Source organism: Microbacterium sp. K36 (assembly GCF_004794355.1).
Classification (GTDB): domain Bacteria; phylum Actinomycetota; class Actinomycetes; order Actinomycetales; family Microbacteriaceae; genus Microbacterium; species Microbacterium paraoxydans_D.
Map to the genome: position 1 here is coordinate 1 of NZ_SSDN01000047.1, position 23,925 is coordinate 23,925.

Annotated in this window: 23 protein-coding genes; 15 read left to right on the forward strand and 8 right to left on the reverse strand. The window is 72.0% G+C overall.

Annotated features, from left to right (window positions below):
- The 6 genes from DW296_RS03785 to dinB form a co-directional block, all read left to right on the forward strand.
- On the forward strand, positions 1-2,060 hold a 2,060-nt coding region (locus DW296_RS03785), incomplete at its 5' end, for a peptidase C14 (RefSeq protein ID WP_136051146.1).
- A gap of 34 nt (positions 2,061-2,094) precedes the next feature.
- A complete protein-coding gene (locus tag DW296_RS03790) occupies positions 2,095-3,483 on the forward strand; it encodes a hypothetical protein (RefSeq protein WP_136051147.1) in 1,389 nt (462 codons plus the stop codon).
- A 108-nt stretch (positions 3,484-3,591) separates the two neighbouring features.
- Positions 3,592-4,350, forward strand: a complete 759-nt coding sequence (locus DW296_RS03795; RefSeq protein WP_136051148.1) for an SDR family NAD(P)-dependent oxidoreductase — start codon at positions 3,592-3,594, stop codon at positions 4,348-4,350.
- Positions 4,347-5,423: an enolase C-terminal domain-like protein gene (locus DW296_RS03800; protein ID WP_136051149.1), complete on the forward strand. Its 1,077-nt coding sequence runs from the start codon at positions 4,347-4,349 to the stop codon at positions 5,421-5,423. Before DW296_RS03795 ends, DW296_RS03800 begins: the two co-directional genes overlap by 4 nt.
- 1 nt (position 5,424) lies before the next feature.
- On the forward strand, positions 5,425-6,228 hold the full coding sequence (locus DW296_RS03805) for an SDR family NAD(P)-dependent oxidoreductase (protein WP_136051150.1): 804 nt from the start codon (positions 5,425-5,427) through the stop codon (positions 6,226-6,228).
- 60 nt (positions 6,229-6,288) lie between these two features.
- On the forward strand, positions 6,289-7,485 hold the full coding sequence (gene dinB, locus DW296_RS03810) for a DNA polymerase IV (protein WP_136051151.1): 1,197 nt from the start codon (positions 6,289-6,291) through the stop codon (positions 7,483-7,485).
- A 69-nt stretch (positions 7,486-7,554) separates the two neighbouring features.
- On the opposite strand, the gene DW296_RS03815 is transcribed toward dinB, so the two are convergent.
- Both DW296_RS03815 and DW296_RS03820 read right to left on the reverse strand, forming a co-directional pair.
- On the reverse strand, positions 7,555-7,905 hold the full coding sequence (locus DW296_RS03815) for a nuclear transport factor 2 family protein (RefSeq protein ID WP_136051152.1): 351 nt from the start codon (positions 7,903-7,905) through the stop codon (positions 7,555-7,557).
- Positions 7,898-8,647 (reverse strand): SDR family NAD(P)-dependent oxidoreductase, encoded by a 750-nt coding sequence (locus tag DW296_RS03820; RefSeq protein WP_136051153.1) that lies wholly within the window; start codon positions 8,645-8,647, stop codon positions 7,898-7,900. Before DW296_RS03820 ends, DW296_RS03815 begins: the two co-directional genes overlap by 8 nt.
- Before the next feature lie 76 nt (positions 8,648-8,723).
- Here DW296_RS03820 and DW296_RS03825 point away from each other — a divergent pair, with 76 nt between their 5' ends.
- Both DW296_RS03825 and DW296_RS03830 read left to right on the forward strand, forming a co-directional pair.
- The gene (locus tag DW296_RS03825; RefSeq protein ID WP_136051154.1) at positions 8,724-9,698 is read left to right on the forward strand and encodes a C-terminal binding protein; all 975 of its coding nucleotides are present in this window, start codon (positions 8,724-8,726) and stop codon (positions 9,696-9,698) included.
- Positions 9,699-9,708: 10 nt separating this feature from the next.
- A complete protein-coding gene (locus DW296_RS03830; protein ID WP_136051155.1) occupies positions 9,709-10,566 on the forward strand; it encodes a fumarylacetoacetate hydrolase family protein in 858 nt (285 codons plus the stop codon).
- Positions 10,567-10,828: 262 nt separating this feature from the next.
- Here the strand turns inward: DW296_RS03830 and DW296_RS03835 are convergent, their stop codons facing one another.
- Genes DW296_RS03835 through DW296_RS03860 form a run of 6 tightly spaced genes read right to left on the reverse strand, consistent with a single transcriptional unit; the run spans position 10,829 to position 16,228 of the window.
- Positions 10,829-11,677: an SMP-30/gluconolactonase/LRE family protein gene (locus DW296_RS03835; RefSeq protein WP_136051156.1), complete on the reverse strand. Its 849-nt coding sequence runs from the start codon at positions 11,675-11,677 to the stop codon at positions 10,829-10,831.
- Positions 11,674-12,495 (reverse strand): hypothetical protein, encoded by an 822-nt coding sequence (locus DW296_RS03840; protein ID WP_136051157.1) that lies wholly within the window; start codon positions 12,493-12,495, stop codon positions 11,674-11,676. The genes DW296_RS03835 and DW296_RS03840 overlap by 4 nt, the downstream gene beginning before the upstream one ends.
- A gap of 49 nt (positions 12,496-12,544) precedes the next feature.
- On the reverse strand, positions 12,545-13,036 hold the full coding sequence (locus tag DW296_RS03845; RefSeq protein ID WP_025104122.1) for a gluconokinase: 492 nt from the start codon (positions 13,034-13,036) through the stop codon (positions 12,545-12,547).
- Entirely contained in the window at positions 13,033-14,271 is a 1,239-nt protein-coding gene (gene manD, locus DW296_RS03850) for a D-mannonate dehydratase ManD (protein ID WP_136051158.1), read from the reverse strand. Before manD ends, DW296_RS03845 begins: the two co-directional genes overlap by 4 nt.
- A complete protein-coding gene (locus DW296_RS03855; protein WP_136051159.1) occupies positions 14,268-15,449 on the reverse strand; it encodes an N-acetylglucosamine-6-phosphate deacetylase in 1,182 nt (393 codons plus the stop codon). Before DW296_RS03855 ends, manD begins: the two co-directional genes overlap by 4 nt.
- Complete coding sequence (locus DW296_RS03860) at positions 15,446-16,228, reverse strand: 6-phosphogluconolactonase (RefSeq protein ID WP_025104119.1); 783 nt, start codon at positions 16,226-16,228, stop codon at positions 15,446-15,448. The genes DW296_RS03855 and DW296_RS03860 overlap by 4 nt, the downstream gene beginning before the upstream one ends.
- Positions 16,229-16,367: 139 nt before the next feature.
- On the opposite strand from DW296_RS03860, the gene DW296_RS03865 reads away from it, so the two are divergent.
- The 7 genes from DW296_RS03865 (at position 16,368) to DW296_RS03895 (ending at position 23,774) form a co-directional block, all read left to right on the forward strand.
- A complete protein-coding gene (locus DW296_RS03865; RefSeq protein WP_025104118.1) occupies positions 16,368-17,384 on the forward strand; it encodes a LacI family DNA-binding transcriptional regulator in 1,017 nt (338 codons plus the stop codon).
- A 44-nt stretch (positions 17,385-17,428) separates the two neighbouring features.
- A complete protein-coding gene (locus DW296_RS03870; protein WP_136051161.1) occupies positions 17,429-18,472 on the forward strand; it encodes a Gfo/Idh/MocA family protein in 1,044 nt (347 codons plus the stop codon).
- Positions 18,469-19,500, forward strand: coding sequence for a Gfo/Idh/MocA family protein (locus DW296_RS03875; protein WP_025104116.1), 1,032 nt, complete (start codon positions 18,469-18,471; stop codon positions 19,498-19,500). Before DW296_RS03870 ends, DW296_RS03875 begins: the two co-directional genes overlap by 4 nt.
- Positions 19,501-19,515: 15 nt before the next feature.
- Positions 19,516-20,379 (forward strand): Gfo/Idh/MocA family oxidoreductase, encoded by an 864-nt coding sequence (locus tag DW296_RS03880; RefSeq protein ID WP_168428970.1) that lies wholly within the window; start codon positions 19,516-19,518, stop codon positions 20,377-20,379.
- A 232-nt stretch (positions 20,380-20,611) separates the two neighbouring features.
- Positions 20,612-21,892, forward strand: coding sequence for an extracellular solute-binding protein (locus tag DW296_RS03885; protein ID WP_136051163.1), 1,281 nt, complete (start codon positions 20,612-20,614; stop codon positions 21,890-21,892).
- Complete coding sequence (locus DW296_RS03890) at positions 21,892-22,872, forward strand: carbohydrate ABC transporter permease (RefSeq protein WP_240742978.1); 981 nt, start codon at positions 21,892-21,894, stop codon at positions 22,870-22,872. Before DW296_RS03885 ends, DW296_RS03890 begins: the two co-directional genes overlap by 1 nt.
- A complete protein-coding gene (locus DW296_RS03895; RefSeq protein ID WP_240742979.1) occupies positions 22,869-23,774 on the forward strand; it encodes a carbohydrate ABC transporter permease in 906 nt (301 codons plus the stop codon). The genes DW296_RS03890 and DW296_RS03895 overlap by 4 nt, the downstream gene beginning before the upstream one ends.
- The last annotated feature ends 151 nt before the right edge of the window (positions 23,775-23,925 follow it).

Genomic DNA, 23,925 nt, shown 5'->3' on the forward strand with positions numbered 1-23,925 from the left:
CCCCGGTCGTCGCCGGCGCCAAGGACGTCACGCGAGCGGAGTCCGTCGCCGATCTGGGCCGCCTCCGGGCCCGCGACGGCGAGGTGGCGGTCGTCGCCGGGTACCGGAAGCCCGGCGACGCCGGGCTGCTCGTGTACGTGGGCAGCGAGAACGCGAAGACCGCGCCCAACGGCGGCACCGTGATCGCGGGGAAGCACGACACCCGCTGGATCCTGCAGCATGACGGGACGGTCGACTTCCGGGTCTTCGGCATCACGGGACCGGAGAAGCCGGCCGACGACGCGCTCGCCGCGATGGTGAACGATCCCCGCATCCGCCGGATCGAGGCGAGCACGGATCTCCTGTTCCGGCGACGGCACCGCTTCACCCGGTCGTACGTCGAGATCGACTTCGGCGGACACCTCATCACGACCGACGGCATCGAGAAGAACACGCACGACAACCCGTTCGGCGCCGTGATGTTCTTCACCGGGGTGTCGAAGGACGTGACGGTCGAGCATGCGCTGGCCGAGGCCTGGCCCGAGCTCACCGACGCGGTCGCCGTGCCGGATGCCTCCCGGTTCCCCGTCGATTCCTGGTGGGCGGTGCAGTGCGATCCCGTCGCCGGAGGAGGGGCGGACGAGCGCGAGCTGCAGCGGTTCGTGCAGGTGACGCAGCAGATCGACGCCACCCACATCCGCATCGACTACCTCAACGGCTGGCCGCTGGACAAGGGGCGAAAGCTCGTCTGGCGGCAGATGGAACCGGTCGCGGGCGTGCGCATCGCGAACATGCGGTTCCTCGGCGCCGGACCCTTCGACGGTCCCACCGACGGCTCCTTCCCCGACTCCCGTGAGCTCACCGGCTCCCACCCGATCGCCTTCGAGTACGCGATCCACTGCGACGTCGCCGACGTGCACGCGAGCCGCACCTGGTGGCCCGTGATCATGCGGCGCTGGAACACGCACTTCACGACGGAGCGCTGCTCGGTGGAGAACCCGCCGACCGTGTTCTACGGCGGCGCGGGCTACCTCACGCAGCAGATCTACAGCCTCTATGGACGGGTCAGCGACTGCACCTCGTCGAACGCCCGGCACCTGAACGACCTCACCGCCAGCGCGTACTGCATCGTCGAGAACTGCCACGGCGACGGCGACGATCAGGGCGGCAACCCCTTCACCACGCACGGCCAGTACGAGCACGACCTCACCTTCATCGGCAACTCCGGGCTCATGGACATCGCCAACTCCGGCGAGCAGTGGGGCACCGCCGCCAAGCGCATCACGGTGCGCGACCACGTCTGCTCCTGGTTCGTCGCCGGCACCAAGATCAGCGATCTGACGCTGGAGAACGTGCGGGTCATCGGCCGCTCGACCTTCGACCCGCAGGCGACCATGACCATCAACGCCGACGGTGCCCAGGTGCGCGGCTGCACCGCGGGACTTCTGGCGATCGGACAGCGGTCGCAGCGCTCGTCGCGACCGACCGTGATCTCGGACTCCACCTTCGCGCTGCCGAAGGACCAGGTGCTCGTGCAGACCCCGGTCACGGCTCCCGTGCGCTTCGTGGACTGCACGATCACCGGGATCGACGGGGTGAAGGCTCGCGGGTCGGGTCCGGTCGAGTTCGTGGACTGCCGCCTCAGCGGCCCGGCGGCGGGTGCGCCCTTCGAGCTCGGCGCCTCCCGCGTCACCATCCGCGGCGGTTCCGTGCGCGACGTGCGCCTGACCGCGACCGCGGTACGCGATCAGCTCATCGCTCTGGACGGGGTCGAGCTCGCCACGGAGCGCACGGACGGCGCGCTGCTGAGCAGGGGGGCCGGTGCCGGCGTCGTCACCTGGCGGGTGAGCGGGGTGACCTCGACGGTGCCGAAGGGCGCGGCGCACCTCGACATCGGCACGGGCGTCAACCACGCCCGCGTCACCGGCAGCCAGTTCGTCGGCGGAGGACTGCGGCTGGCGGACGGATTCGCCGAGCCGTCGACGCTGCTCTACAGCGACACGGTCGAACGCGGCGTCGAGACCGCACTGCCGGAGGCCGGACCGCGCGTCGTCATCGCGGACGTGCTGGCGAGCGCGTGACGGACGGCATCATGGACATCAGGGAGGACCACGCGTGAACGACACCGCAGCGGCGACGCACCTCGGAGACCGCATCCGCATCCCCCGCACGCGGGCGCGCATCGGCGTCGCCCGGCGCGACATCACCCCGCCCGTCGGCATCCGCGCCAAGAACTGGGGCCCGGCCGACTGGGAGCGCTCCGAGGGGGCGCATCGGCCGTTCGAGCTGACCGCGCTCGCCGCGGTGGCCGCGGACGAGCGGCCGCGGGTGCTGCTCGCCGTGGACGGCACGTGGTGGCGTCGAGTCGCCGATGAGCAGGGCGTGCGCGGGGCAATCCTCGACGGCCTGGGCCTCGACGCCGACCAGCTCATGCTCTCGCTCTCGCACACCCACGCCGGGGCCGTGCTCTGCGCCGCGGACGCGCATCTGCCGGGTGGCGAGCTCATCCCCGGGTACCTGGAGGCCCTCGCTGCCGCGGGCATCGCGGCCGGTCGCGAGGCGCTGGAGACCGCCCGACCGGGACTGATCGAGTGGACCACGGGCACCTGCACCCTCGCGGCGGAGCGGGAGCTCGACCTCGACGGCCGCGCGCTCGTCGGCTACAACCCCCAGGGCACCGCCGACGACACCGTGACGATCGGCCGGATCAGCATCGACGGGGAGGTGCGGGCGACGCTGGTGAACTACGCGTGCCATCCGACGACCCTGGCCTGGCAGAACCGGGAGGTGTCGCCGGACTACGTCGGCGCGATGCGCGAGATCGTGGAGGCCGCGACCGGTGCTCCGTGCCTGTTCGTGCAGGGGGCCTCGGGCGAGCTGGCCCCACGGGAGCAGTACACGGGCGACGTCGCGGTGGCCGACCGGCACGGACGCTCACTCGGGCACGCGGTGCTCGCGGCGCTGGACGGCTTGCCGGTGCCCGGCGAGGAGCTGACGCTGGACGGGGTGGTGGAGTCGGGTGCTCCGCTCGCGATCTGGACCGGGACCCCGGCGGACGGCGGCGACGGGGCGGCGGGAGTCGTCTCGGCGGTCGAGCTGCCGCTGCGCGACCTGCCCACCCTGGACGAGCTCGCCGAGGAATGGAAGGACATCGACCCCCGGTCGCGGGAGGAGCGCCTCGGACGGGCCAGGAACCTCCGTGACGGCTACATCGAGGGGCCGACCGTGTCGCATCCGGTGTGGGCCTGGCGCCTCGGAGACGCCGTGATCGTGGGGCATCCGGGCGAGGCCTACTCGCGGCTGCAGACGACCCTGCGGGAGCGGTTCCCCGGGACGCCGATCGTGGTGATGAACCTCACGAACGGGCCGGGGTTCGTGTACCTCCCGACGCGCGAAGCCTATGACCGCGGCGCCTATCAGTCCTGGCAGACGCCCTTGGCTCCCGGTGCCCTGGAGCTCCTGGAGTCCCACGCCGTGTCGGTCGTGGCCGGGCTGCTGGGGTAGCCCCCGTTCGAATCGCCCACTTTGCTCCATTTCCGGCCGAAATCGAACCAGTTGCGCGATTCGAACGGGATAGAGTTGCTATAGCAAATCCCGAGGTAGAGGAGAGACATGACCGCGCGCCCCGTCGCCATCGTCACCGGAGGCTCGGCCGGCATCGGCTGGGAGATCGGACAGCGGCTCTCCGCGGACGGCTACCTCGTCGTCGCGACCGACCGCGTCCCCGGGCTCACCGCAGGCGAGAACCCCGCCGGCATCCTGTGGCGGGAGCTCGACGTCACCGACCACGCCGCCGTCGACCGGGTCTTCGGCGAGATCGAGGCGGAGCTCGGTTCCATCGAGGTGCTCGTGAACAACGCGGGCATCCAGCGGCACCGCGGCATCGAGGACCTCACGTGGGACGAGTGGTCCGCGGTCGTGGACGTGAACCTGCACGGGGTGTTCTCCGCGCTCCAGGCCGCAGGGAAGCGCATGCTCGACCGGGGCGAGGGCCGCATCGTCAACATCTCCTCCATCTCCTCGCGCGGCTCCGCGGGGCGGGCGCCGTATGCCACGACCAAGGCCGCCGTCATCGGACTCACCTCCACGGCCGGAGCAGAGTGGGCGTCGCGAGGGGTGCGCGTCAACGCGGTCGCGCCCGGATATGTCGACACGGGCGTCTTCCGGCAGGGCGTCGAGCAGGGCACGCTGAGCCTCGACACGATCCTGTCCCGCATCCCCGCGAAGCGCCTGGCCGACGCGAGTGAGATCGCCGCGGCCGTGAGCTTCCTCGTGTCGGACCAGTCGCGCTACATGAACGGGCAGACCCTGTACGTCGACGGCGGCTTCATGGTGGACTACGGCGTGCCCCTCGCGAAGAAGCCCGAATGACCGCCGTCGCCCGGATCGACACGGCCACGGCGGTCCTCCCCCTTCCGGCACCGCTGCAGCTCGGCGCGATGACGGTCACGCGGCGGGAGTACTCCGCGGTGCGGGTGACAGCGGACGACGGCACCACCGGAGTCGCCTACTGCCTGTCGCGTGAGGCCCCGATGGCGGAGATCGTGGAACGCCTGGTGGCTCCGCACGCGGTGGGGCTCGACGCCGACGACCCGGCGGCCGCGTGGGACCGGATGCTCCGCGGCAGCGCGATCGTCGGACGGGTGGGACTCGTGCGGCGGGCGATCGGCCTCGTCGACATCGCCCTGTGGGACATCGCGTCCCGTCGTGCCGGCGTACCGTTGTGGACCCTGCTCGGCACCGGTGACGCCCCGCGGGAGGGGATGCTCGTCGCCGCGTATCCGTCTCCGCAGCGCACGCCGCGGGAGGTCGCGGACGAGGTGCTCGCGCAGGCGGACGGCTGGGCGCAGGTGAAGATCTCCCGCATTCCCGATCCGGCATATATGCGCGAACTGCTCGCGACCCTCGGCGCGGAGCTGCCATCGTCGACCGGGCTCGTCGTGGACGTGGGCTTCGGCTGGCCCGACGCGGAGGCCGCCGTGACGGAGGTCGCGCAGTGGGGCGACCCGAGCCTGGCCTGGCTGGAGGATCCGCTGCTCCCCGAGGATGCGGCCGGGGTGGCACGGATCCGCCGGGAGACCGGACTGCCGGTGGCGGTGGGCGACGAAGTGACCGACCCCGCCGTGCTCCGGGCTCTCGTCGAGGTCGGCGAGGTCGACGCGCTGCGCCTCGACGTCGTGGCGATCGGCGGCATCACCCCCGCGCGCGAGCTCATCGCCTGGGCAGCAGAGCGCGGCGTCCCGGTGTCCGGGCACGTGTACCCCGAGGTCACGGCCCACCTCGGCATCCAGGTGGAGACCTTCGCCCGCGGGGTGAATCCCTACGACCCCGCACCCTCGTTCGTCACGGGCGGGCCGCAGTTCGCCGGCACCGTCACGCCGCCCGCTGCTCCGGGGCTCGGCTTCGGCCTCGATCCCGCCGTCTTCCGATTCGAGAGGGACTGAGATGACACCTTCCCCGCGCAGCGTCGTGGTCACCGGCAGCGGCAAGGGCATCGGCCGCGCGGTGGCCGCGCGGCTCACCGCCGACGGCTGGATCGTGGTCGGGCTCGAACGCTCGCCCGGCTCCGGGACCGTGGAGGAGGGCATCGTCGCCGAGGTCGTGCTCGGCGACGCCTCCGACCGCACGGCTCATCAGCGCGCGGCGGCCGCGGCGCGCACGAGGGCTCCGCTGGCCGGCTGGGTCAACAACGCCGGCATCACGAAGCGCACGCCGCTGCACGAGCTCGACGAGTCCGTCGTGCGCGAGATCGTCGACATCAACGGCTTCGGCTACCTCTGGGGCTGCTCGACGGCCGTGTCCGCGTTCCTCGACCAGGGCGTCGCCGGGGCGATCGTCAACATCGGGTCGATCCACGGTCGCTCGAGCTTCGTCGACCACGCGGCCTACGAGTTCACGAAGGGCGGCATCGACGCCCTGAGCCGCAGCGTCGCCGTGACATATGGCGGAGTGGGCATACGGGCCAACACCGTCGCACCGGGCGGCGTGCGCACTCCGCATCTGGAGGCGCAGATCGCGCGGGCGGCCGACCCCGAGGCGGAGGAGCGCCTGCTTTCTGAGGGACCGCCGATGGGGCGCATCGCCCGCGCGGAGGAGGTCGCCGCGGTGACGGCGTTCCTGCTCTCTGACGAGGCCCCCTACCTCTCCGGGCAGTCGATCGCGGTCGACGGAGCATGGACCGCGTCGTTCGGGGACATCGCGCTCGACCCCGGACTGCAGGAGCGGTTCGCGGCGCCGCCCGCTTCCTGAGCCCCACCACGCCGATGTCCCCGGTCCGTGCGACGATCCGCTCGTCGACGGGAGAACGGGATGCGCGGGGAAGCGACGGTTCTGCACGCCGATCTCGATGCGTTCTACGCCTCGGTCGAGCAGCGTGATGCGCCGGAGCTCCGCGGGCGTCCGGTGATCGTCGGCGGCGGGGTCGTGCTGGCCGCGAGCTACGAGGCGAAGGCGCGGGGCGTCCGCACCGCGATGGGCGGCCGGCAGGCGCGGGAGCTGTGCCCCGACGCCGTCGTCGTCCCGCCGCGGATGGAGGCCTACTCCGCGGCCAGCAAGGACGTCTTCCGCATCTTCCGCGACACCACCCCGCTCGTGGAGGGGCTCTCCATCGACGAGGCGTTCCTCGAGGTCGGCGGGCTGCGACGCATCGCCGGCACTCCCGAGGCCATCGCCATCCGGTTGCGGGAGCGCGTGCGCGCCGAGGCGGGCCTGGCGATCTCGGTCGGCGTCGCCCGCACGAAGTTCCTCGCCAAGGTCGCGAGTGCGGTGAGCAAGCCCGACGGACTCCTCGTCGTCGAGCCCGACCGGGAGGAGGAGTTCCTGCTGCCGCTCCCCGTCGAGCGGCTGTGGGGCGTCGGCGCGGTGACGGCGGAGAAGCTGCACCGCTACGGCATCCGCACGGTCGGCGAGCTCGCGGAACTCGAGGCCGCGACCGCGGAGCGGATGCTCGGAAAGGCGACCGGAGCGCACGTCCATGCTCTCGCCCGCCTGCGGGACCCCCGCCCCGTGGACACGACCAGGCGCCGGGGATCGATCGGGTCGCAGCGGGCGCTCGGCACCCGCCCCAGGTCGGCCGAGGAGCTCGACGTCATCCTCACCCAGATCGTCGACCGGCTCGCGCGGCGCCTCCGCGACGGCGACCGCGTGTGCCGCACAGTGGTGCTGCGGCTGCGCTTCGGCGACTTCACGAAGGCCACCCGTTCCCGGTCGCTGCGGGCGCCGACCGACCGCACCGCGCTGCTGCTCGCCGTCGCCCGTACGCTTCTCGCCGCGGCGCAGCCCGAGATCAGCGGTCGCGGCATCACGCTGCTCGGCCTCTCGCTCACCCAGCTCGATGCCGCGGACAGCGTCCCGCCCGAGCTGCCGATCGACTGGGGCGACGAGTCCCGCCTCGACACCGTGCTCGACACGCTTCGAGACCGCTACGGCGCCGCCTCGGTCTCCCGCGCGGCGCAGCTCGGCCGTGACCCCGGTTGGTCGTCCCCGGTCCTCCCGGAGCACCGCTGACCCCTTTCGAATCGCTTGACTGGTCCCGGTTCGGCCGGAAATACAGCCAATCGGGCGATTCGAAGCGGGTCAGGCCTTGAGCATCGACGCCCGCGAGATCACGCCGTCGATCACATCGAACGTCGCGATGGTCTCCGTGGCGACGCCGGCGTTGATGACCCGCTCCTGCGCGACGACCCAGCGGGAGCCGAACAGGACGCTCGTGTCGATCACGCAGGAGAGCTCCGGATTCTGCAGCCGCGGCTCGTAGAAGGCGCGAATCGCGGCCGACCCGACGAGGGGATCCGCCGCGACCCCGGTGACCACGGCGTCGTCGGCATACGTCGCGACGAAGGCGTCGAGGTCGTGGGCGTTGAAGGCGTCGAGCTGCGCCTGCACGGTGTCGAGGGCAGAACGGTCCTGGGCGGTGCGGTCAGTCAATGCGAACTCCTCCGTTGACGTCGTAGGTGGCTCCGGTGATGAAGCGGGCCCGCTCCGAGGCGAGCGACGCGATGATCCAGGCGACGTCCTCCGGCTGACCGAACGCGCCGAGGGGGATGCCCGACTCGAGCTTCGCGCGGCCTTCGCCCTGGAGCTGATCCGTGATCGCGCTGGCGACCGGGCCGGGCGTGACGGCGTTGACGCGGATGCCCTCGGCGGCGAGGTGCCGGGCGAAGCTGCGGGTGATCGCGAGGATCGCCCCCTTGCTGGCCGCGTAGTGGATGCCCGTCTGCAGCGCGCCGACCTGCCCGGCGATCGAGGCGATGTTGATGACCGAGCGGTCGCCGTCGGCGGCCCGGAGGAGGGGGAGCGCCGCGCGGGTGAGCAGGAAGGTGCCGCGGGCGTTCGTCTCCAGGACGAAGTCCCACTCCTCGATGTCGATCTCGGGGTACGGGGTGTAGGGGCAGACGCCGCCGTTGTTGACGAGGATGTGCAGGTCGTCCCACGCCGCCGTGATCTCGGCGATGAGCGCCGCGATGGAGTCGGGATCGCGGAGGTCGAGGCGCGACACGTGGACGTCCGGGGAGCCCGCCGCGCGGCACTCCTCCGCCACGCGGATGGCTTCGGCCTCGCGTCCGGCGTAGGTGATCCAGAGGGCGACGCCCTCGCGGGCGAGTTCGAGGGCGGCGGCGGTTCCGATGCCGGAACTGGCGCCCGTGACGAGTGCGCGGCGAACAGTCATGCCTAAACGCTATAGCAAGAAGCGGTCTCGCGACAGCGCTGTACGCGGACTTGCTAGATGCTATAGCATCGCATCCATGACCGCGCCGCTCATCCTCGTCACCGACTGCGACCTCCCCGGGACCGTCATCGAAGACACCCTCCGCGCCGCCGGCCTCCGTGCGGAACGGGCCGCCTCCGGGAGCCCGGACGACATCGCCGCCGCCGGAGCCGACGCCGAGGCGCTGGTCGTGCAGTGGGCGCGCATCGACGGGCCCCTCATGGACCGCCTGCCGAACCTCCGCTTCATCAGCCGTGTCGGCATCGGCTACGACATGATCGACGTCGAGGCCGCCACGGCCCGCGGCATCGCCGTCGCGAACACCCCGAGCTACTGCATCGAAGAGGTCGCCGCGCACACGGTCGCGATGATCATGACCCAGGCACGCGGCCTCTCCGCCTACGACCGGGCCGTGCGGCAGGGCGTCTGGAAGGCCGTCGACGCCCGGCCGCTCGCCGTGCGGCCGTCCTCCACCGCCGTGTCCGTGCTCGGGTTCGGGCGCATCGGATCGATCGTCGCCCGCGGGTGTCGGGCGCTCGGCTTCCGCGTGCTGGTGGCCGACCCTTATGCCTCCGACGACGCGGTGCGCGACGCGGGCTGCGAGCCCGTCGACATCCCGTCGGCGATCGCCCGCGCCGACATCCTCACCCTGCACGTGCCGCTGACGGACGAGACCCGCCACCTGATCGACGCCGCGGCCCTGGCGACGATGAAGCGGGACGCTGTGATCGTGAACACCTGCCGGGGGCCGCTCATCGACGAGGACGCACTGGCCGCGGCGCTCCGCGACGGCCGGCTCGCCGGTGCCGCTCTCGACGTCTTCGCGGAGGAGCCGCTCCCCGGCACCTCCCCGCTGCGCGCGCTCGACACCGTGCTGCTCACGCCGCACGCCGCCTGGTACTCCCCGGAGGCCCTGGCGGATCTTCCCGTGCACGCCGCCGAGAACGTGATCCGCTCGCTCGCCGGCGAGGCCGTGCCCATCGTCAACCCGGCCTTCGCCGCCGCGCGCTGAGAGGACTCCCATGGAACTGCTGCGACTCGGCGCGATCGGCCACGAGCGTCCCTACGTCCGCGATGACGAGGGCGTGGTGCGCGATCTCGGCTCCCTGACCCGCGACATCGACGGCGCCTTCCTCGCCGCGGACGGCATCGCCCGCGTGCGGGCGGCACTCGCCGACGGCTCGCTTCCGGAGGCGGAGACCGCGGGACTCCGCGTCGGTGCTCCTGTGGCGCGGCCGACCGCGGTGATCTGCATCGGCCAGAACTACGCGGCGCACGCGGCGGAGTCGGGCTCCGAGCCGCCCGCACACCCGGTGGTGTTCTTCAAGCACCCGAACACGGTCGTGGGGCCGGACGACGTCGTGCTCCTGCCGCCGGGCGCCGAGAAGGTCGACTGGGAGGTCGAGCTCGCGGTCGTCATCGGCCGCACGGCGCGGTACCTGCCCTCCGCCGAGGCCGCGCGCGGCGTGATCGCCGGCTACACCATCTCGAACGACGTGTCCGAGCGGGCGTATCAGCTCGAGGTCTCCGGCGGACAGTGGTCGAAGGGGAAGTGCTCCGAGACGTTCAACCCCCTCGGCCCCGCGCTGGTGCCCGCCGACGAGGTCGACCCCCAGGCGCTGCGCCTCCGGTCCTTCGTGAACGGCGAGCCGCGGCAGGACTCCTCCACCGCCGACATGATCTTCCCCGTGCTGCAGCTGGTGCACGAGCTCAGCCACTACCTCGTGCTCGAACCCGGCGACGTCATCAACACCGGCACTCCGCAGGGTGTCGCGCTGTCTGGACGCTTCCCGTACCTTCAGGACGGCGACGAGATGACCATCGAGATCGAGCGGCTCGGCCGCCAGCACCAGCGCACGGAGCGGGTCCGTCTCGGGTGAGGCCTGTGCCCGGGGCACGGTTCCTTTCGCTGAGTGCAACCGTGTCCCGGGTAGAGGCCTCTCCCGGACGCCCGCGCGGGCTCAGGCATGCGCGCAGCCTCAGGCGGCTGGAGGGGAAGGATGCCTGCTTTCGCGCGACAGCCTGGTGCCGCGAGCCCCCGGCGGCTCAGGCATCCACGCGAACTCAGGCATTCGCGCGGGCTCAGGCGAGTGGGGGAGAAATGTGCCTGATGCCGCGCGAGCGCCTGAACCCGCGGGTGGGTCAGCCGGCGAAGGGGAGGACCGGGAGGCCGTGCACCCCGGGGCGCACCGCGAAGACCGACCCCGCGGCGGTGCCGTGATCGGACGGCAGGCCCTGCGCGGAGGTCGTGATGAAGAGCGTGCCGAGGTCGTCGCCGCCGAACGTGCAGGCACTGACCTGGGGCACCGGCAGCACGATGTCCTCGCGCACGGCCCCGGATGCCTCGAACCCCCGCACGCGGCTCCCGCCCCACAGCGCGACCCAGACACTGCCGTCTGCGGCGACCGTGAGGCCGTCGGGCACGCCGTCGTCTTCGGGGATGTGCGCGAACACCCGGCGCCCGCGGAGGTCGCCCTCGGTCACGTCGAACACGTCGATCCGGCCGGTGTCGGTGTCTACGTAGTAGACGCGGCGGCCGTCCGGGGAGTAGCTGACACCGTTGGACGAGGTCACCCGGGGGAGCACCGTGGTCACGTCGAGGGCGGCGTCGATGCGCAGCACGGTCCCGGCACCCGCGGTGGAGTCCGTGGACATCGATCCGGCCAGGAGTCGCCCTCGCGGGTCGCAGCAGCCGTCGTTCATGCGCACGGGGCCGTCGTCGAGCAGGGTCGCGACGGGACGAGCCTCCGCGTCGGGACCGTCGGCGAGGTACAGGGTGCGCGCGCCCACCGCCGCGAACCCCCCGGACGTCCGCGGACGGAAGAACGCGAGGTACTCGTCGTCGATGTGCTGGCGGACGATCTCGTCGCCGCGGAGGGTGAGCAGGTCGCCCGCGTCGCCGTCGACCCAGCGCAGGCCGCCCCACCCGGGCCACCAGACCGGGGCCTCGGCGTGGACGGCGACCGGGCCGGTCACGTTCTCGGGGGTCATGAGCCCTCCGCCGTCCGCCGCGGGTCGGTCACGGGCAGCGGCTGCGGGACAGGGCCGTCATGATCGGCCGATGCGGCAGGGGTGGCCGGAAGCTCCTTCGCGACCTGCTTCTCGAGCACGGTCACGGCCTCGTCGGAGAGCAGGATGAGGCCGTCGAGCTCCTCGCGCACCCGCTTGTAGGCGATGTTCCGCTCGGACTGTGTCGCCGACTCGTCCACGGCGACCTTGAGGAGCTGCTGCGCGCGGTCGAGGCGCTTGCGCTCGGCCTCGGTGAACGTCGAGTCGCGCAGCCGCCGGGCGTCCTTCTCCGCGATCTCGAACGCGACCGCGTAGTCGCCGACGGCCTGCAGGTACTCCGCGATCTGGTGCTCCGCGAGCTTCGCGTCGGCGGCGGCCGGACGCAGCGCGTCCGCGGTCTTCTTCGCGCGCAGGAAGGCGGCCGTCAGCGGCTGGCGGCCGTCGCTCATCGCGGGGAAGGCGATGAGCTTGGCGACGTCGAGCTCGTAGTCCAGCCACCGCGCGGTGATCTCATCGTGCTCGGCGAAGAGGCGGGCGAGCAGGTCGTCGGGCGCCACGGAGGCCGTGGTGTCGACGACGGTGGGACCCCCGTGCTTCGCCTGCCGGGCGGCCGCGCGCGCCTCGATCTCGGCGGTCTTGACCTGCGCCTTCATGCGCAGGGCCTCCAGCCGGCGCTCGTGTCGACGCTTGGAGCCGCGCTCCCAGGCCTTGGCGACCCCGCCGGCCATGCCCATGATCGGGAAGACGAGCCACCAGTAGTCACCCGCGAAGTTCCAGAAGCCCCGGATGAACTCGTCCATGATGGGTTCAGCCTACTGCGCGACGGCGGGTCGCCGGGGGCCCGCGCGGTCACGGGAGGGCGCGCACGATCCGGTCGCAGAGGACGGCGGATGCGTCGTCCACGACGATGACGACTCCCGCCTCGTCGGCGCCCAGCGGTTCGAGGGTGTCGAGCTGCGAGCGCAGGAGATCGGGCGGCATATAGTGCCCGGTCCGGCCGTCGATCTGCGCGGCGATGCGCGCGGGGCTCCCGACGAGGCTGACGAACCACGTCCCGGGTGCACGGGCGCGGAGGCGGTCGCGGTAGGCCCGCCGCAGGGCGGAGCACGCGACGACCACCTCGCCCGCGGCCGCGAGGTGGTCGCCCACCCGGTCGAGCCACGGCCAGCGGTCGGCGTCGTCCAGCGGGGTGCCCGAGCGCATCTTGGCGACGTTGGCCGGCCCATGCAGGTCGTCGGCGTCGATGAACGGGACGGCACGCCGCTGGGCGAGCTCGCGCCCGACCGTGGTCTTACCCACGCCGGACACCCCCATCACGACGATCGGCCGCGGAGATGTCACCAGTCGTGGACCGTCCCGTCGAGCAGACGGTTGTACGGCAGGTAGGCCTGGGCGTACGGGTACTTCCCCGCTTCATCGACGTCGAGCGCGACGCCGAGACCGGGGGCGTCACCGGGGTGCAGGTAGCCGTCCGTCCAGGTGAACGACTGCTGGAAGACCTGGTCGGTGCGCGTCCCGTGCCGCATGTACTCCTGGATGCCGAAGTTGTGGATGGCGAGTCCGAGGTGCATGGCGGCCGCCATGCCGACCGGCGAGATGTCGGTCGGCCCGTGCATGCCGGACTTGATCTGGTACATCGCGGCGTAGTCGAGGGTCTTCTTCAGGGCGGTGATGCCGCCCATGTGGGTGACCGCTCCGCGCACGTAGTCGATGAGCTGGTCGCGGATGACGTCCTTGAAATCCCAGACGGTGTTGAAGATCTCGCCGATCGCGAGGGGCGTGGTGGTGTGCTGGCGGACGAGCCGCAGGGCCTCCTGGTTCTCGGCCGGCGTGCAGTCCTCCAGCCAGAAGAGGTCGTACGGCTCGAGGTCCTTCCCGAGGCGGGCGGCCTGGATAGGGGTCATCCGGTGGTGGCCGTCGTGCAGGAGCGGCAGGTCCGGTCCGAACTCTTGGCGCACCGCGTCGAACACTCCGGGGAGGTGCCGCAGGTAGGCACCGGTGTCCCAGTCCTCCTCCACCGGGCGCGCGCCGCGGCGGGCCGGCTCGTGGTCGTACCGCACGGTCGCGTCGCCGACGTCGGCCCCTTGGGCGGCGATCCCGTAGATGGCGCGGAGGGTCGGCACCCCGGTCTGCACGCGGATGGCCCGGTACCCCTGCTCCTGATGCGCCCTGATCGAGTCGAACAGCTCCGGGAGCTCCTTGCCGGAGGCGTGTCCGTAGGCGAGGAGGCCGCCCCGGGAGGCGCCTCCGAGCAGTTGGTACACGGGGAGTCCGGCGACCTTGCCCTTGATGTCCCACAGGGCCATGTCGACGGCGGCGATGGCGGCCATGGTCACCGGGCCGCGGCGCCAGTACGCGCCGCGGTAGAGGAACTGCCAGGTGTCCTCGATGCGGGATTCGTCGGCGCCGAGCAGCAGGGGGACGACGTGCTCGCGGAGGTAGGCGACGACGGCGAGCTCCCGGCCGTTCAGCGTCGCGTCGCCGAGTCCGGTGACGCCGTCCGCGGTCGTGATCTTCAGCGTGACGAAGTTGCGGTCCGGGCTGGTGACGATCACCTCGGCCTTGTCGATGGTCATGCGATGCCTCCCGAGGCCGGTGCGCCGGTCGTGGTCTGGATGAGCTCGCCGGCGATGTGCACCTCGAGCGGGGTGATGCGGGTGTCCCCGGGCCGCCAGTCGAAGAGCAGCACGTCGGCCCGGGCGCCCGGTCGCCAGTGCGGCCCGTCGTCGAGCACGGCGGCGGGGGCCGCGGTGGCGAGGCGCATCGCGGTGGCGAGTGAGCCGGTGAGCCGGGCGACGGTGGCCACGCCGACGTCGAGCGTCTGCACGGAGCCGGCGAGGAATCCGGTGGAGAGGTGGCGCAGGGCGCCGTCGTCGGCGAGGTGCACGCCGCCGCCGACTGTGGAGACGCCACCGTCGCGGAGGGCCGCCGGGGTGGCGACGGCGTCGCTGACGAGGAAGAGGCCGTGGTCGCGCTTGGCGGCGATCATGGTCGCGAGGGTCGCGTCCGGCAGATGGTGGCCGTCGGCGATCACCCCCGCGGCGAGGCGGGGCTCGGCGAGCTGGGTCCACAGGTAGTTCGGATGACGGGGGAGCACGGCGTGCGCGCCGTTGCCGAGGTGCGTGGAGAGGGTGGCGCCCGCATCGACGACCGCGGCGATCTCGGCGTCGGACGCGTGCGTGTGTCCGACGCCGACCCGCACCCCGTGGGCGACGAGGAAGCGGGTCGCCTCGACGGAGCCGGGGTGGTGCGGGGAGAGCGTCACGACGCGCAGGAGTCCGGGGGCCGCGTCGAGCCAGGACTGCAGCTCGGCGAGGGACGGAGGGCGGATGTGTGCGAGCGGGTGCACGCCGCGGGGTCCGTCCTGCTCCGAGAGGCTGGGACCCTCGACGTGGATACCCGCGACCGCGCGGGAGGTGGCGGCGGAGGTGCGCACGGCCGCGGCGACGGCGCGGATGCGGGCGACCATGTCGTCGGCGGAGGCTGTGATGACGGTGGGGAGGAAGCGGGTCACCCCGTGCTCCGCGAGCGACGCGGCCATCGCGACGATGTGCGCCGGGTCCGGGACGATCGCGTTCGCGTCGCCGTCGCGGTGCCCGTTGACCTGCAGGTCGATGAGCCCGGGACCGATCCACGGGGCCCCGTCACCCGGGTCGGCGACGGGGGTGAGGGCGCCGATGCGGCCGTGCTCCACGACGACGTCGAGTCCGCCGGTGCCGAGGGCGTTCCGTCCGTGGAGGGTGAGCGCGGTCATCGCGCCGCCTGCGCGGTCTCGACCCGGGCGGGGTGCAGCAGGGAGGCGGCGTCGCGGTCGACGTGCACCTCGCAGCAGGAGTGGCGGCGCAGCACGGTGCACGGCCAGCGGGCGCTGATCGGCTCCTCGACGAGGGCGCGCACGGCTTCGGCCTTGCGCGCGTCGGGGACGGCGCACACGAGGTGCGCGCCGGCGAGCAGGGCGGGGATGGTGAGGGTGAGCGCGTGCGTGGGCACGGCGTCGAGAGTGTCGAAGCACTCGTCGTCGACCTGCTGCACGCGGCTGGCGAGGTCGAGCTGCACGGTGCGCACGGGGCACGGGTCGCCGAGGTCGGCGTCGGGCGGGTCGTTGAAGGCGATGTGGCCGTTCACGCCGATGCCCAGGCAGACCAGGTCGATCGGTGCTTCTGCGAGCAGCTCGGCGTACTCGGCCGCGGCCGCCGCGGCGCCGCGTTCGGTGTGCATCGGGTGGAACGCGGCGGGGTGCACGACGTCGACGAGGTGGGTGCGCAGCCAGGTGCCGAATCGCTGCGGCGCGGCGGCGTCGAGCCCCAGGTACTCGTCCATGTGCAGGATCGTGATGCGGTCCCACGGCACCTCGGGCTCGGTGGCGAGCGCGCGGTACACGTCGAGCTGGCTGGGGGCCGCGGCGGCGATCATCCGCGCCGAGCCGCGGGCGGCGACGGCCTCGCGCAGGGTCTGCGCCGCGGATCGGGCGGCGGCAGCGCCCATCGCGATGCGGTCGGGATGGGCGTGCAGGGCGAACGTCGTCGTGCTCATGATCCGCCAGCGTAATGCAACCGCTTGCAAAGTCAAGCCCTCGACGCGGACCGGCGAGACGGCACCCACCCCTGGGCGCCGGGCGGACGCGGACGCCGACACGCGCGCCGCAGCCGCAGGCGGGCTTAGTGTGTGTGACGTGACAGCCAACAGGAAGACGCCGTCGGGTTCCGTGACGATCGGCGACATCGCGCGGGTCGCCGGGGTCTCCCGGTCGACGGTGTCGCGTGCGTTCAGTCGCCCCGAACTGCTCAACCCCGAGACGGTCCGCCGGGTCAAGGCCGCGGCGGACGAGCTGGGTTACGTCGTCAACCACGCGGCGCGCGCGCTGTCGACCGGTCGCTTCGGCAACGTGGCCGTCGTCGTTCCCGACATCGCCAACCCGTTCTTCCCTCCGCTCGTGCGCCGCGTGCAGACGCTCGCCGACGCCGAGGGGTACGCGGTCTTCCTCGGCGACTCCGACGAGATCGCCGACCGCGAGGCGAACCTGACCTCCCGCCTCAGCGCGCAGGTCGAGGGCTTCGTGCTCGCCGCACCCCGCCTGGACGAGGAGCGCATCCGGGAGCTCGACGCCGCGCGCCCCGTCGTGCTGGTCAATCGTGACATCGAGGGCCTGGCCCGGGTGCTCATCGACCCGAGCGGCGGGCTCGACGAGGCGGTGGCGCACCTGCACCGACTGGGTCATGCGCGCGTGGTGTACCTGTCGGGGCCGCGGGAGTCGTGGTCGGATCAGCAGCGCCGCGCGGCCCTCGATCGCGCGGCCACGCGGGTCGGGCTCGAGGTGATCGTGCAGGAGCTGGGTCGCCCCAGCTCGGCCGGCGGGCGCGACGCGGTCGGCGGCATCCTCGCCTCCGGTGCCACGGCCGTTATCGCCTTCGACGACGTGGTCGCGCAGGGGGTCATGGCGGGGCTGGCCCTGCGGGGAGTGGACGTGCCGCGGGACATCAGCGTGATCGGCTGTGACGACACGCTGGCCTCGGGGACGCATCCGGCCCTCACCACCATCTCCGCCGCGTCCGCCGCGGCCGGGGAGGCGGCGGCGGAGCTGCTGCTCGGGGTGCTCGCGAGCGGCCAGCGATCCGATGCGCGCGTGACCATCGCCACCCACCTCGTGGTGCGCGCGACGACGGAGGCCGCGCACCCGCCGCAGGGCTGAGCGGCGGTTGACAGTGCAACCGGTCGCATGATTCACTGTCGCCCATGCCTCGGATCGCGATCATCGGTGCCGCCCATCCGCACGTCGACTACGTGCTCGACGAGCTGGCCCGCACCGACCGCGCCGGATTCGAGCTCGTCGGCGTGCAGGACGCGGATCGGGAGGTCGCCGAGCGGCACGCCGCCCGGTTCGGCGTCCCCGCCGTCGACCACGCGGACGACCTCCTCGCCCGCGGCGTCGACGTCGCGGTGATCGCCGGTATCTACGGCAGCCGCGGCGCGGAGGTCGTCGCCGCGCTCCGCGCGGGCGCTCACGTGCTGGCCGACAAGCCGCTGTGCACGTCCGTCGCCGAACTCGACGCGATCGCGGCGGCGGCCGCCCAGACCGGCCGCACGGTGAACCTCATGCTGGAGAAGCGGGGGTACCCCGAGACGCGGGCCGCGCTCGCGGTCGTCCGATCCGGCGAGCTCGGCGACATCGTGGGCATCACCTCCTCCGGTCCGCACAAGCTCAACCGCGACCAGCGCCCGGCCTGGTTCTTCGATCCCGCGGCGTACGGCGGCATCCTCGGCGATCTGTCCGTCCACGACCTCGACGCGGCCCTGCTGTTCGCGCCCGCCGACGAGGGCGTCGTCCGCGGGGTCGTGTCCGCCCCGCTCGACGGAGAAGACCTCTTCCCCCGGTATGGCGCGGCGACCCTCACGACCCCGGGGACGGTGGTCACGGCGGAGGTGAGCTGGCTGACGCCGCGGGCCTCCGACGTGCACGGCGACTACCGTCTGCGGCTGGTCGGCACCCGCGGCACGGCCGAGATCTTCTGGGCCCGCGGCCGTGTGGAGGTCACGACCGACGATCGCCCGACGCGCGAGCTGGAGCTGCCGGCCGGTCTCCGCCCCGCCCAGGAGGCGCTGGACGCGTTCGCCGCCGGCCGCACCCCCGAGGTGGGCACGCGCGACTCGCTCGCGGCGACCCGCCTCGCCCTCCTCGCCCAGAAGTCCGCCGACCAGGGCGGCGTCGCGCTCCCCTGGTCGCGCACCACCGACGGCGTCGTTCCCGACGTCGCGTCCCGACGACAGGAGTCCTCATGACCGAACCGCTGCGCATCGCCATCGTCGGCGCGGGGGTGATCGGCGCGGTCCATGCCCGCCTCGTCGCCGCGCTCGACGGCGCCGGAGAGCTCGCCGCCGTCGTCGACGTGAACGAGAGCAGAGGGCGTGCGCTCGCCGCGCAGTACGGGGTGCCCTTCCACGCCTCCGCCGCCGCGGCGTATGCGACCGAGCGGATCGACGTGGCGGCCGTCTGCCTGCCCAGTGCGTTCCACGCGGACGCGGTCGTCGAGGCCCTCGACGCGGGCGTCGACGTGATCGTCGAGAAGCCGATCGACGTTACCCTCGCGGCCGCCGATCGGGTTCAGGCGGCCGAGCGCGCCTCGGGCCGCACGGTCTCGGTCATCAGCCAGCGCCGCTTCCAGCCGGTCGCCTCGTTCCTGCGTCGATCGATCGACGAGGGCGCGCTGGGCCGCGTGACCTCCGGGGTCGTGGAGTCGGCGTTCTTCCGCCCCCAGGAGTACTACGAGTCGGGCGACTGGCGCGGAACCGCGGCCATCGACGGCGGCGGGGCGCTGATGAACCAGGGCATCCACGCGCTCGATCTGCTGCTGTGGATGCTCGGCACGCCTGTCTCGGTGAGCGCCAGGACGGGACGGCTCGCGCACGACGGCATCGAGGTGGAGGACGTCGCCGGCGCGGTGATCGCGTTCGAGAGCGGCGCGATCGGGCTGCTGCTCGCGAGCACCGCCGCGTTCCCCGGACTCCCGGTCCGCCTCGCGGTGCACGGATCAGCCGGCACCGCCGTGATGGAGAACGACGGGCTGTCGTTCTTCGCCTCCGCCACCGCGCCTGCGCCGGCCGCGGACACCCTCGTCGAGCATGACGTCCCCGAGGGGTGGAGCGACGTCGACATGGCACACCGCCGGCAGTACCTCGACGTGATCGATGCGATCCGGACCGGGCGACGACCGGCCATCACCACCGACGACGGCCGCCGTGCACTGCAGGTCGTGCTCGCGGTCTACGAGTCCGCCCGCACCGGTCGTCCCGTCGACCTCGCCGAGTGAAAGAGGATGAGACACATGAGAACGAGAGACGTCGCCATCGTCGGCATCGAGAACAGCCACGCCGAGGAGATCATCCGCTACCTCAACGTCGAGCAGCCGGCCGCCGTGCCGGTGCGGGTGGTCGCGCTCGTCGCCGGCGAGGAGGAGCGCACCAGGGAGCTCGCGGCGCTCGGCGGGATCACCCGCATCGTCGCGGACCCGGCCGAACTGCACGGCGCGATCGACGCCCTCATCGTCACCTCCCGGGACGGCGCGTGGCACCGTGCGCTCGCCGTGCCGTTCCTGGAGGCGGGTACCCCGGTGTGGGTCGACAAGCCGCTCGCGGCGAGCGTCGCGGACGCGGAGGAGATCATCGCCGCGGCCGCCCGCGGGCGCACCCAGCTCACGTCGTCCTCGGCGCTGCGCTGGGTGGCGGACACGGACGCGCTCGCCGACGGCCTCGACGGGATCGGCGAACTCCAGACGCTCACCGTCACAGGACCGGCGGATGCCGCGAGCCCGTACAGCGGCATCTTCTTCTACGGCATCCACATCGCCGACGTCGCACAGCGACTGGTGCCCGGTGAGCCGGAGGACGTGGACGTCCGGCTGCTCCCCGGGGGAGTAGTCGCCCGGTACCGCGTGGACGGGGTGCTGGTGACGCTGGAGTTCATCCGCCCCGACGGGGACGGCCAGGTGCCGTTCCGGGCGACCGCGGTCGGGGGACACGGGGTCCTCAGCCGCGACATCGTGCTGGGCGCGGACTACGTGCAGCCGGGGGTCGACGCGTTCGCCCGGATGCTGGAGACCGGGGAGAGGCCGATCCCGGATGCGCAGCTGCTGGCACCCGTCCAGGTGCTCGCGCAGGTCGCGACCGCGGTGACGGCCCCCGTCGCCTGAGCCTGCAACGCGGTGCAGTGCGCCGCACGGTCGGGTGCTGTTCTCGGGGCAGGATGCGCGTCAGCGGCCCGCCGGACACCCGGAAACACAAGAGAAACACAACTGTTACACCCTCTTCCCCGAAGAAGCCCTTGTAATGCAACCGATTGCACGTTAGCGTGAGATCCGGTTGATCCACCCGTTCATCGGACACCTGTCGGTGACCGTCGAAGAAGACCATGGAGGAACGAGAATGGCACGACGCACCCTGATCGCGGCAACCGCTTCACTGGCCGCGGTGCTGGCCGTCACCGGCTGCAGCTCCGGCAGCGGCAACGCCGGAGACGGCGACGCCGAGAGCGGAGACCTCCGCGTCTGGCTCATGCAGGACTCGGTGTCCGACGACGCCGTCGCGTGGCTCGAAGAGGAGTTCGCGGCGCAGAACCCCGGGTCCACTCTCACCGTCGAGATGCAGCCCTGGGACGACATCGTCTCGCGGCTGCAGACCTCGTTGGCCAGCGCCTCCGAGACCCCGGACATCGTCGAGATCGGCAACACCAAGACCGCGACGTTCGCCAATGTGGGCGCGCTCGCCGACATCTCCGACCTGTACGACGAGGTCGGCGGCGACGACCTCATCCCGAGTTTCGTCGACCAGGCGACTCTCGACGGCAAGGCCTACGCCTACCCCCTCTACGCCGGAACGAGCGTGGTGTTCTACCGCACGGACCTGCTGGAGAAGGCGGGCGTCGAGGCACCGGAGACGCTCGATGACCTCGTGGCGGCCGCCGCGGCCGTGCAGAAGGCCAACCCCGACGGCGTCGACGGCTTCAAGGGCATGTACTTCCCCGTCGTCGACGTGCACGGCCTCGAAGGCTGGTTGTTCTCGCATGACGCGAACTACGCCGAGGAGAAGGACGGCGCGTGGGTGAGCGGACTCGACACCCCGGAGGCCAAGGCCGCGCTCACGCAGATGCAGACCCTCTGGCAGGACTCGTCCCTCGGCGCGCTCGACGCCAAGGAGACCGCCGGCAACCCCTGGGTGCCGTACAACAACGGCGAGGTCGCCATGTTCTCCTACCGGGTCTTCGCGCAGGACAGCATCGCCCCCGAGCTCGCCGACGTCACAGGCGTCATGGCCCTGCCGCCGGCGGAGGCAGGAGGCGAGAGCCACCAGTTCCTCGGCGGCTCGAACGTCGGCATCGCCGCGAAGTCGTCGCAGCAGGAGCTCGCGAAGAAGGCCATGAAGCTCATCCTCAGCGAGGACTTCATGACCCAGCTCGCCGAGGACTCCGGCTGGGTGCCGGGGAACACGACATTCGCGTCGGCCATCCCCGACGGGATCGTGCCCGCCGAGCTGCAGCAGCAGATCGCCGACACCAGCCGCCTCACCCCCGCCGCGCCGAACTGGGCGATCGTCGAGGGCAACAACATCCCGGTCGACCTCTACTCCGCGATCGCCAAGGGCGAGGACATCGACGAGGTGGTCGCGCGCATCGGCGCGAAGATCGAAGACACCCTCAACGCCGACTAATGATGGCCACTCCCGTGATCGACGTCGAGGCCGCCCGCGCGGCGCCTCCGTCGGTGGCCGCTCCCCGCACGCGCTCGCGCCGCGGGCGGGGAGCGCTGCTGCCGTACCTCCTGATCGCGCCGCTGCTGACCGCGGTGGTGATCGCCCTCGGTTGGCCGCTGCTGCAGCAGTTCCTCATGTCGCTGCAGAAGTTCGGTCTTGCCCAGCAGTTCGGCGCGGAGCCGGAGTGGGTCGGACTGGCCAACTACGGCCGGATCCTCACCGATCCCGCCATGTGGGTCGTGTTCTTCCGCTCCGTGCTGTTCTGCGCGGTGTGCGCGTCCTTGTCGATGGTCGTCGGCATGCTGCTCGCGCTGCTGCTGACGAAGGTGAGCAGCTGGGCCCGCATCGCACTCCAGGTCACCCTGCTGCTCGTGTGGGCCACCCCGGCGCTCGTGACGATGGTGATCTGGCAGTGGCTGTTCGACGCCCGCTACGGTCTCGTGAACTGGATCCTCGCCCGCATCGGCTTCCCCGACATGGCCGGCTTCCCGTGGACCTCCACGCCGATGGGCGTGTTCACGATCGCCGCGATCACCGTCATCTGGGGCAGCCTGCCGCTGATCGTGTTCATGATCCACTCGGCGCTCACGCAGGTGCCGAACGAGGTGCTCGAGGCGGCTCAGCTCGACGGCGCCGGTCCGTGGACGCGGTTCCGTCATGTGACCCTGCCGCTCATCACCCCCGCGGTCATGATCGTCGGCCTCCTCCAGATCGTGTGGGACCTGCGCGTGTTCACGCAGATCTACGTGCTGCAGCAGGCCGGCGTCTCGATCGAGGAGACCAACCTCCTCGGCACCTACATCTACCGGATCGGCATCGGGCAGGGCGAGTACGGCGATGCCTCCGCGCTCGCCACCATCGTGCTGATCCTCACCCTGCTGCTCACCTGGAAGTACATCGCCAAGATGTTCGCCCAGCAGAAGGAGGCCGCGGAATGAGCGCCGACACCATGCCCCACACGACCGACCTCCCGGCCGTCGTGCCCCCGCGCTCCCGGCGCAGCCTCGGCACCCGCAACGACGCCCGGCGTCGCGGCTGGAACGGGGTGGCCGTCGCGGCCGCGTTCCTCCTCGTGTTCCCGATCTACTGGATGGTGAACACGGCGCTCTCCGACAACGACGACCTCTTCTCGCGCACGCCGCGGTTCTTCCCGTTCCCGCTGACCTTCGACAGCTTCGCCGGCATCCTCGCCGACAGCGGCTTCTGGTCGGCGCTCGGCATGAGCGCGGGCGTGACCGTGGTCGTCGTGGTCGTCGCGGTGCTCTTCGGGTTCTTCGCGGCCGTCGCCGTCAGCCGGTTCCGCTTCAAGGGCGGCGGCCTCATCATCCTCCTTGTCCTCATCGTGCAGATGATCCCGACCGAGGCCCTGTTCATCTCCCAGTTCCGCATGCTGGACGGCTGGAACCTGCTGAACACCGTCGGCGGACTCTCGCTGCTCTACATCGGCACGGTCGTGCCGTTCACGGTGTGGCTGCTGCGCGGCTTCATCCACGGCATCCCCGCGGAGCTCGAGGAGGCCGCGATGGTCGACGGCTGCAGCCGGTTCGGGGCGTTCGTGCGCGTCACCCTCCCTCTGCTCGGCCCGGGTATCGTGACGGCCTCGGTGTTCTCGTTCCTCCAGGCGTGGAACGAGTACACGCTCGCCCTCGTGGTCATGACCAAGCCCGGGAACGCCACGCTGCCCCTCTGGCTGCAGACTTTCAGCAGCGAGTTGTCGGCCACCGACTGGGCGGGGATCATGGCGGGCGCCACGCTCATCTCGATCCCCGTCGTGATCCTGTTCCTCTTCGTCCAGGGCCGGCTCGGCGCCGGCATGATGGCGGGAGCGGTGAAGGGCTGATCCGCGGGAGAGCCGCCGGCCTCGCGGGGTCGGCGGCTCCGGCGTGTCCGGGGCCGGAACGCTACGGGCGGACGGGCGAGAGCCGGACGTCCGCGGCTGCGAGGTCTGGTGCGAGCAGCTCGAGGAGGGCGTGCGGCGGGTCGGCGGCCGC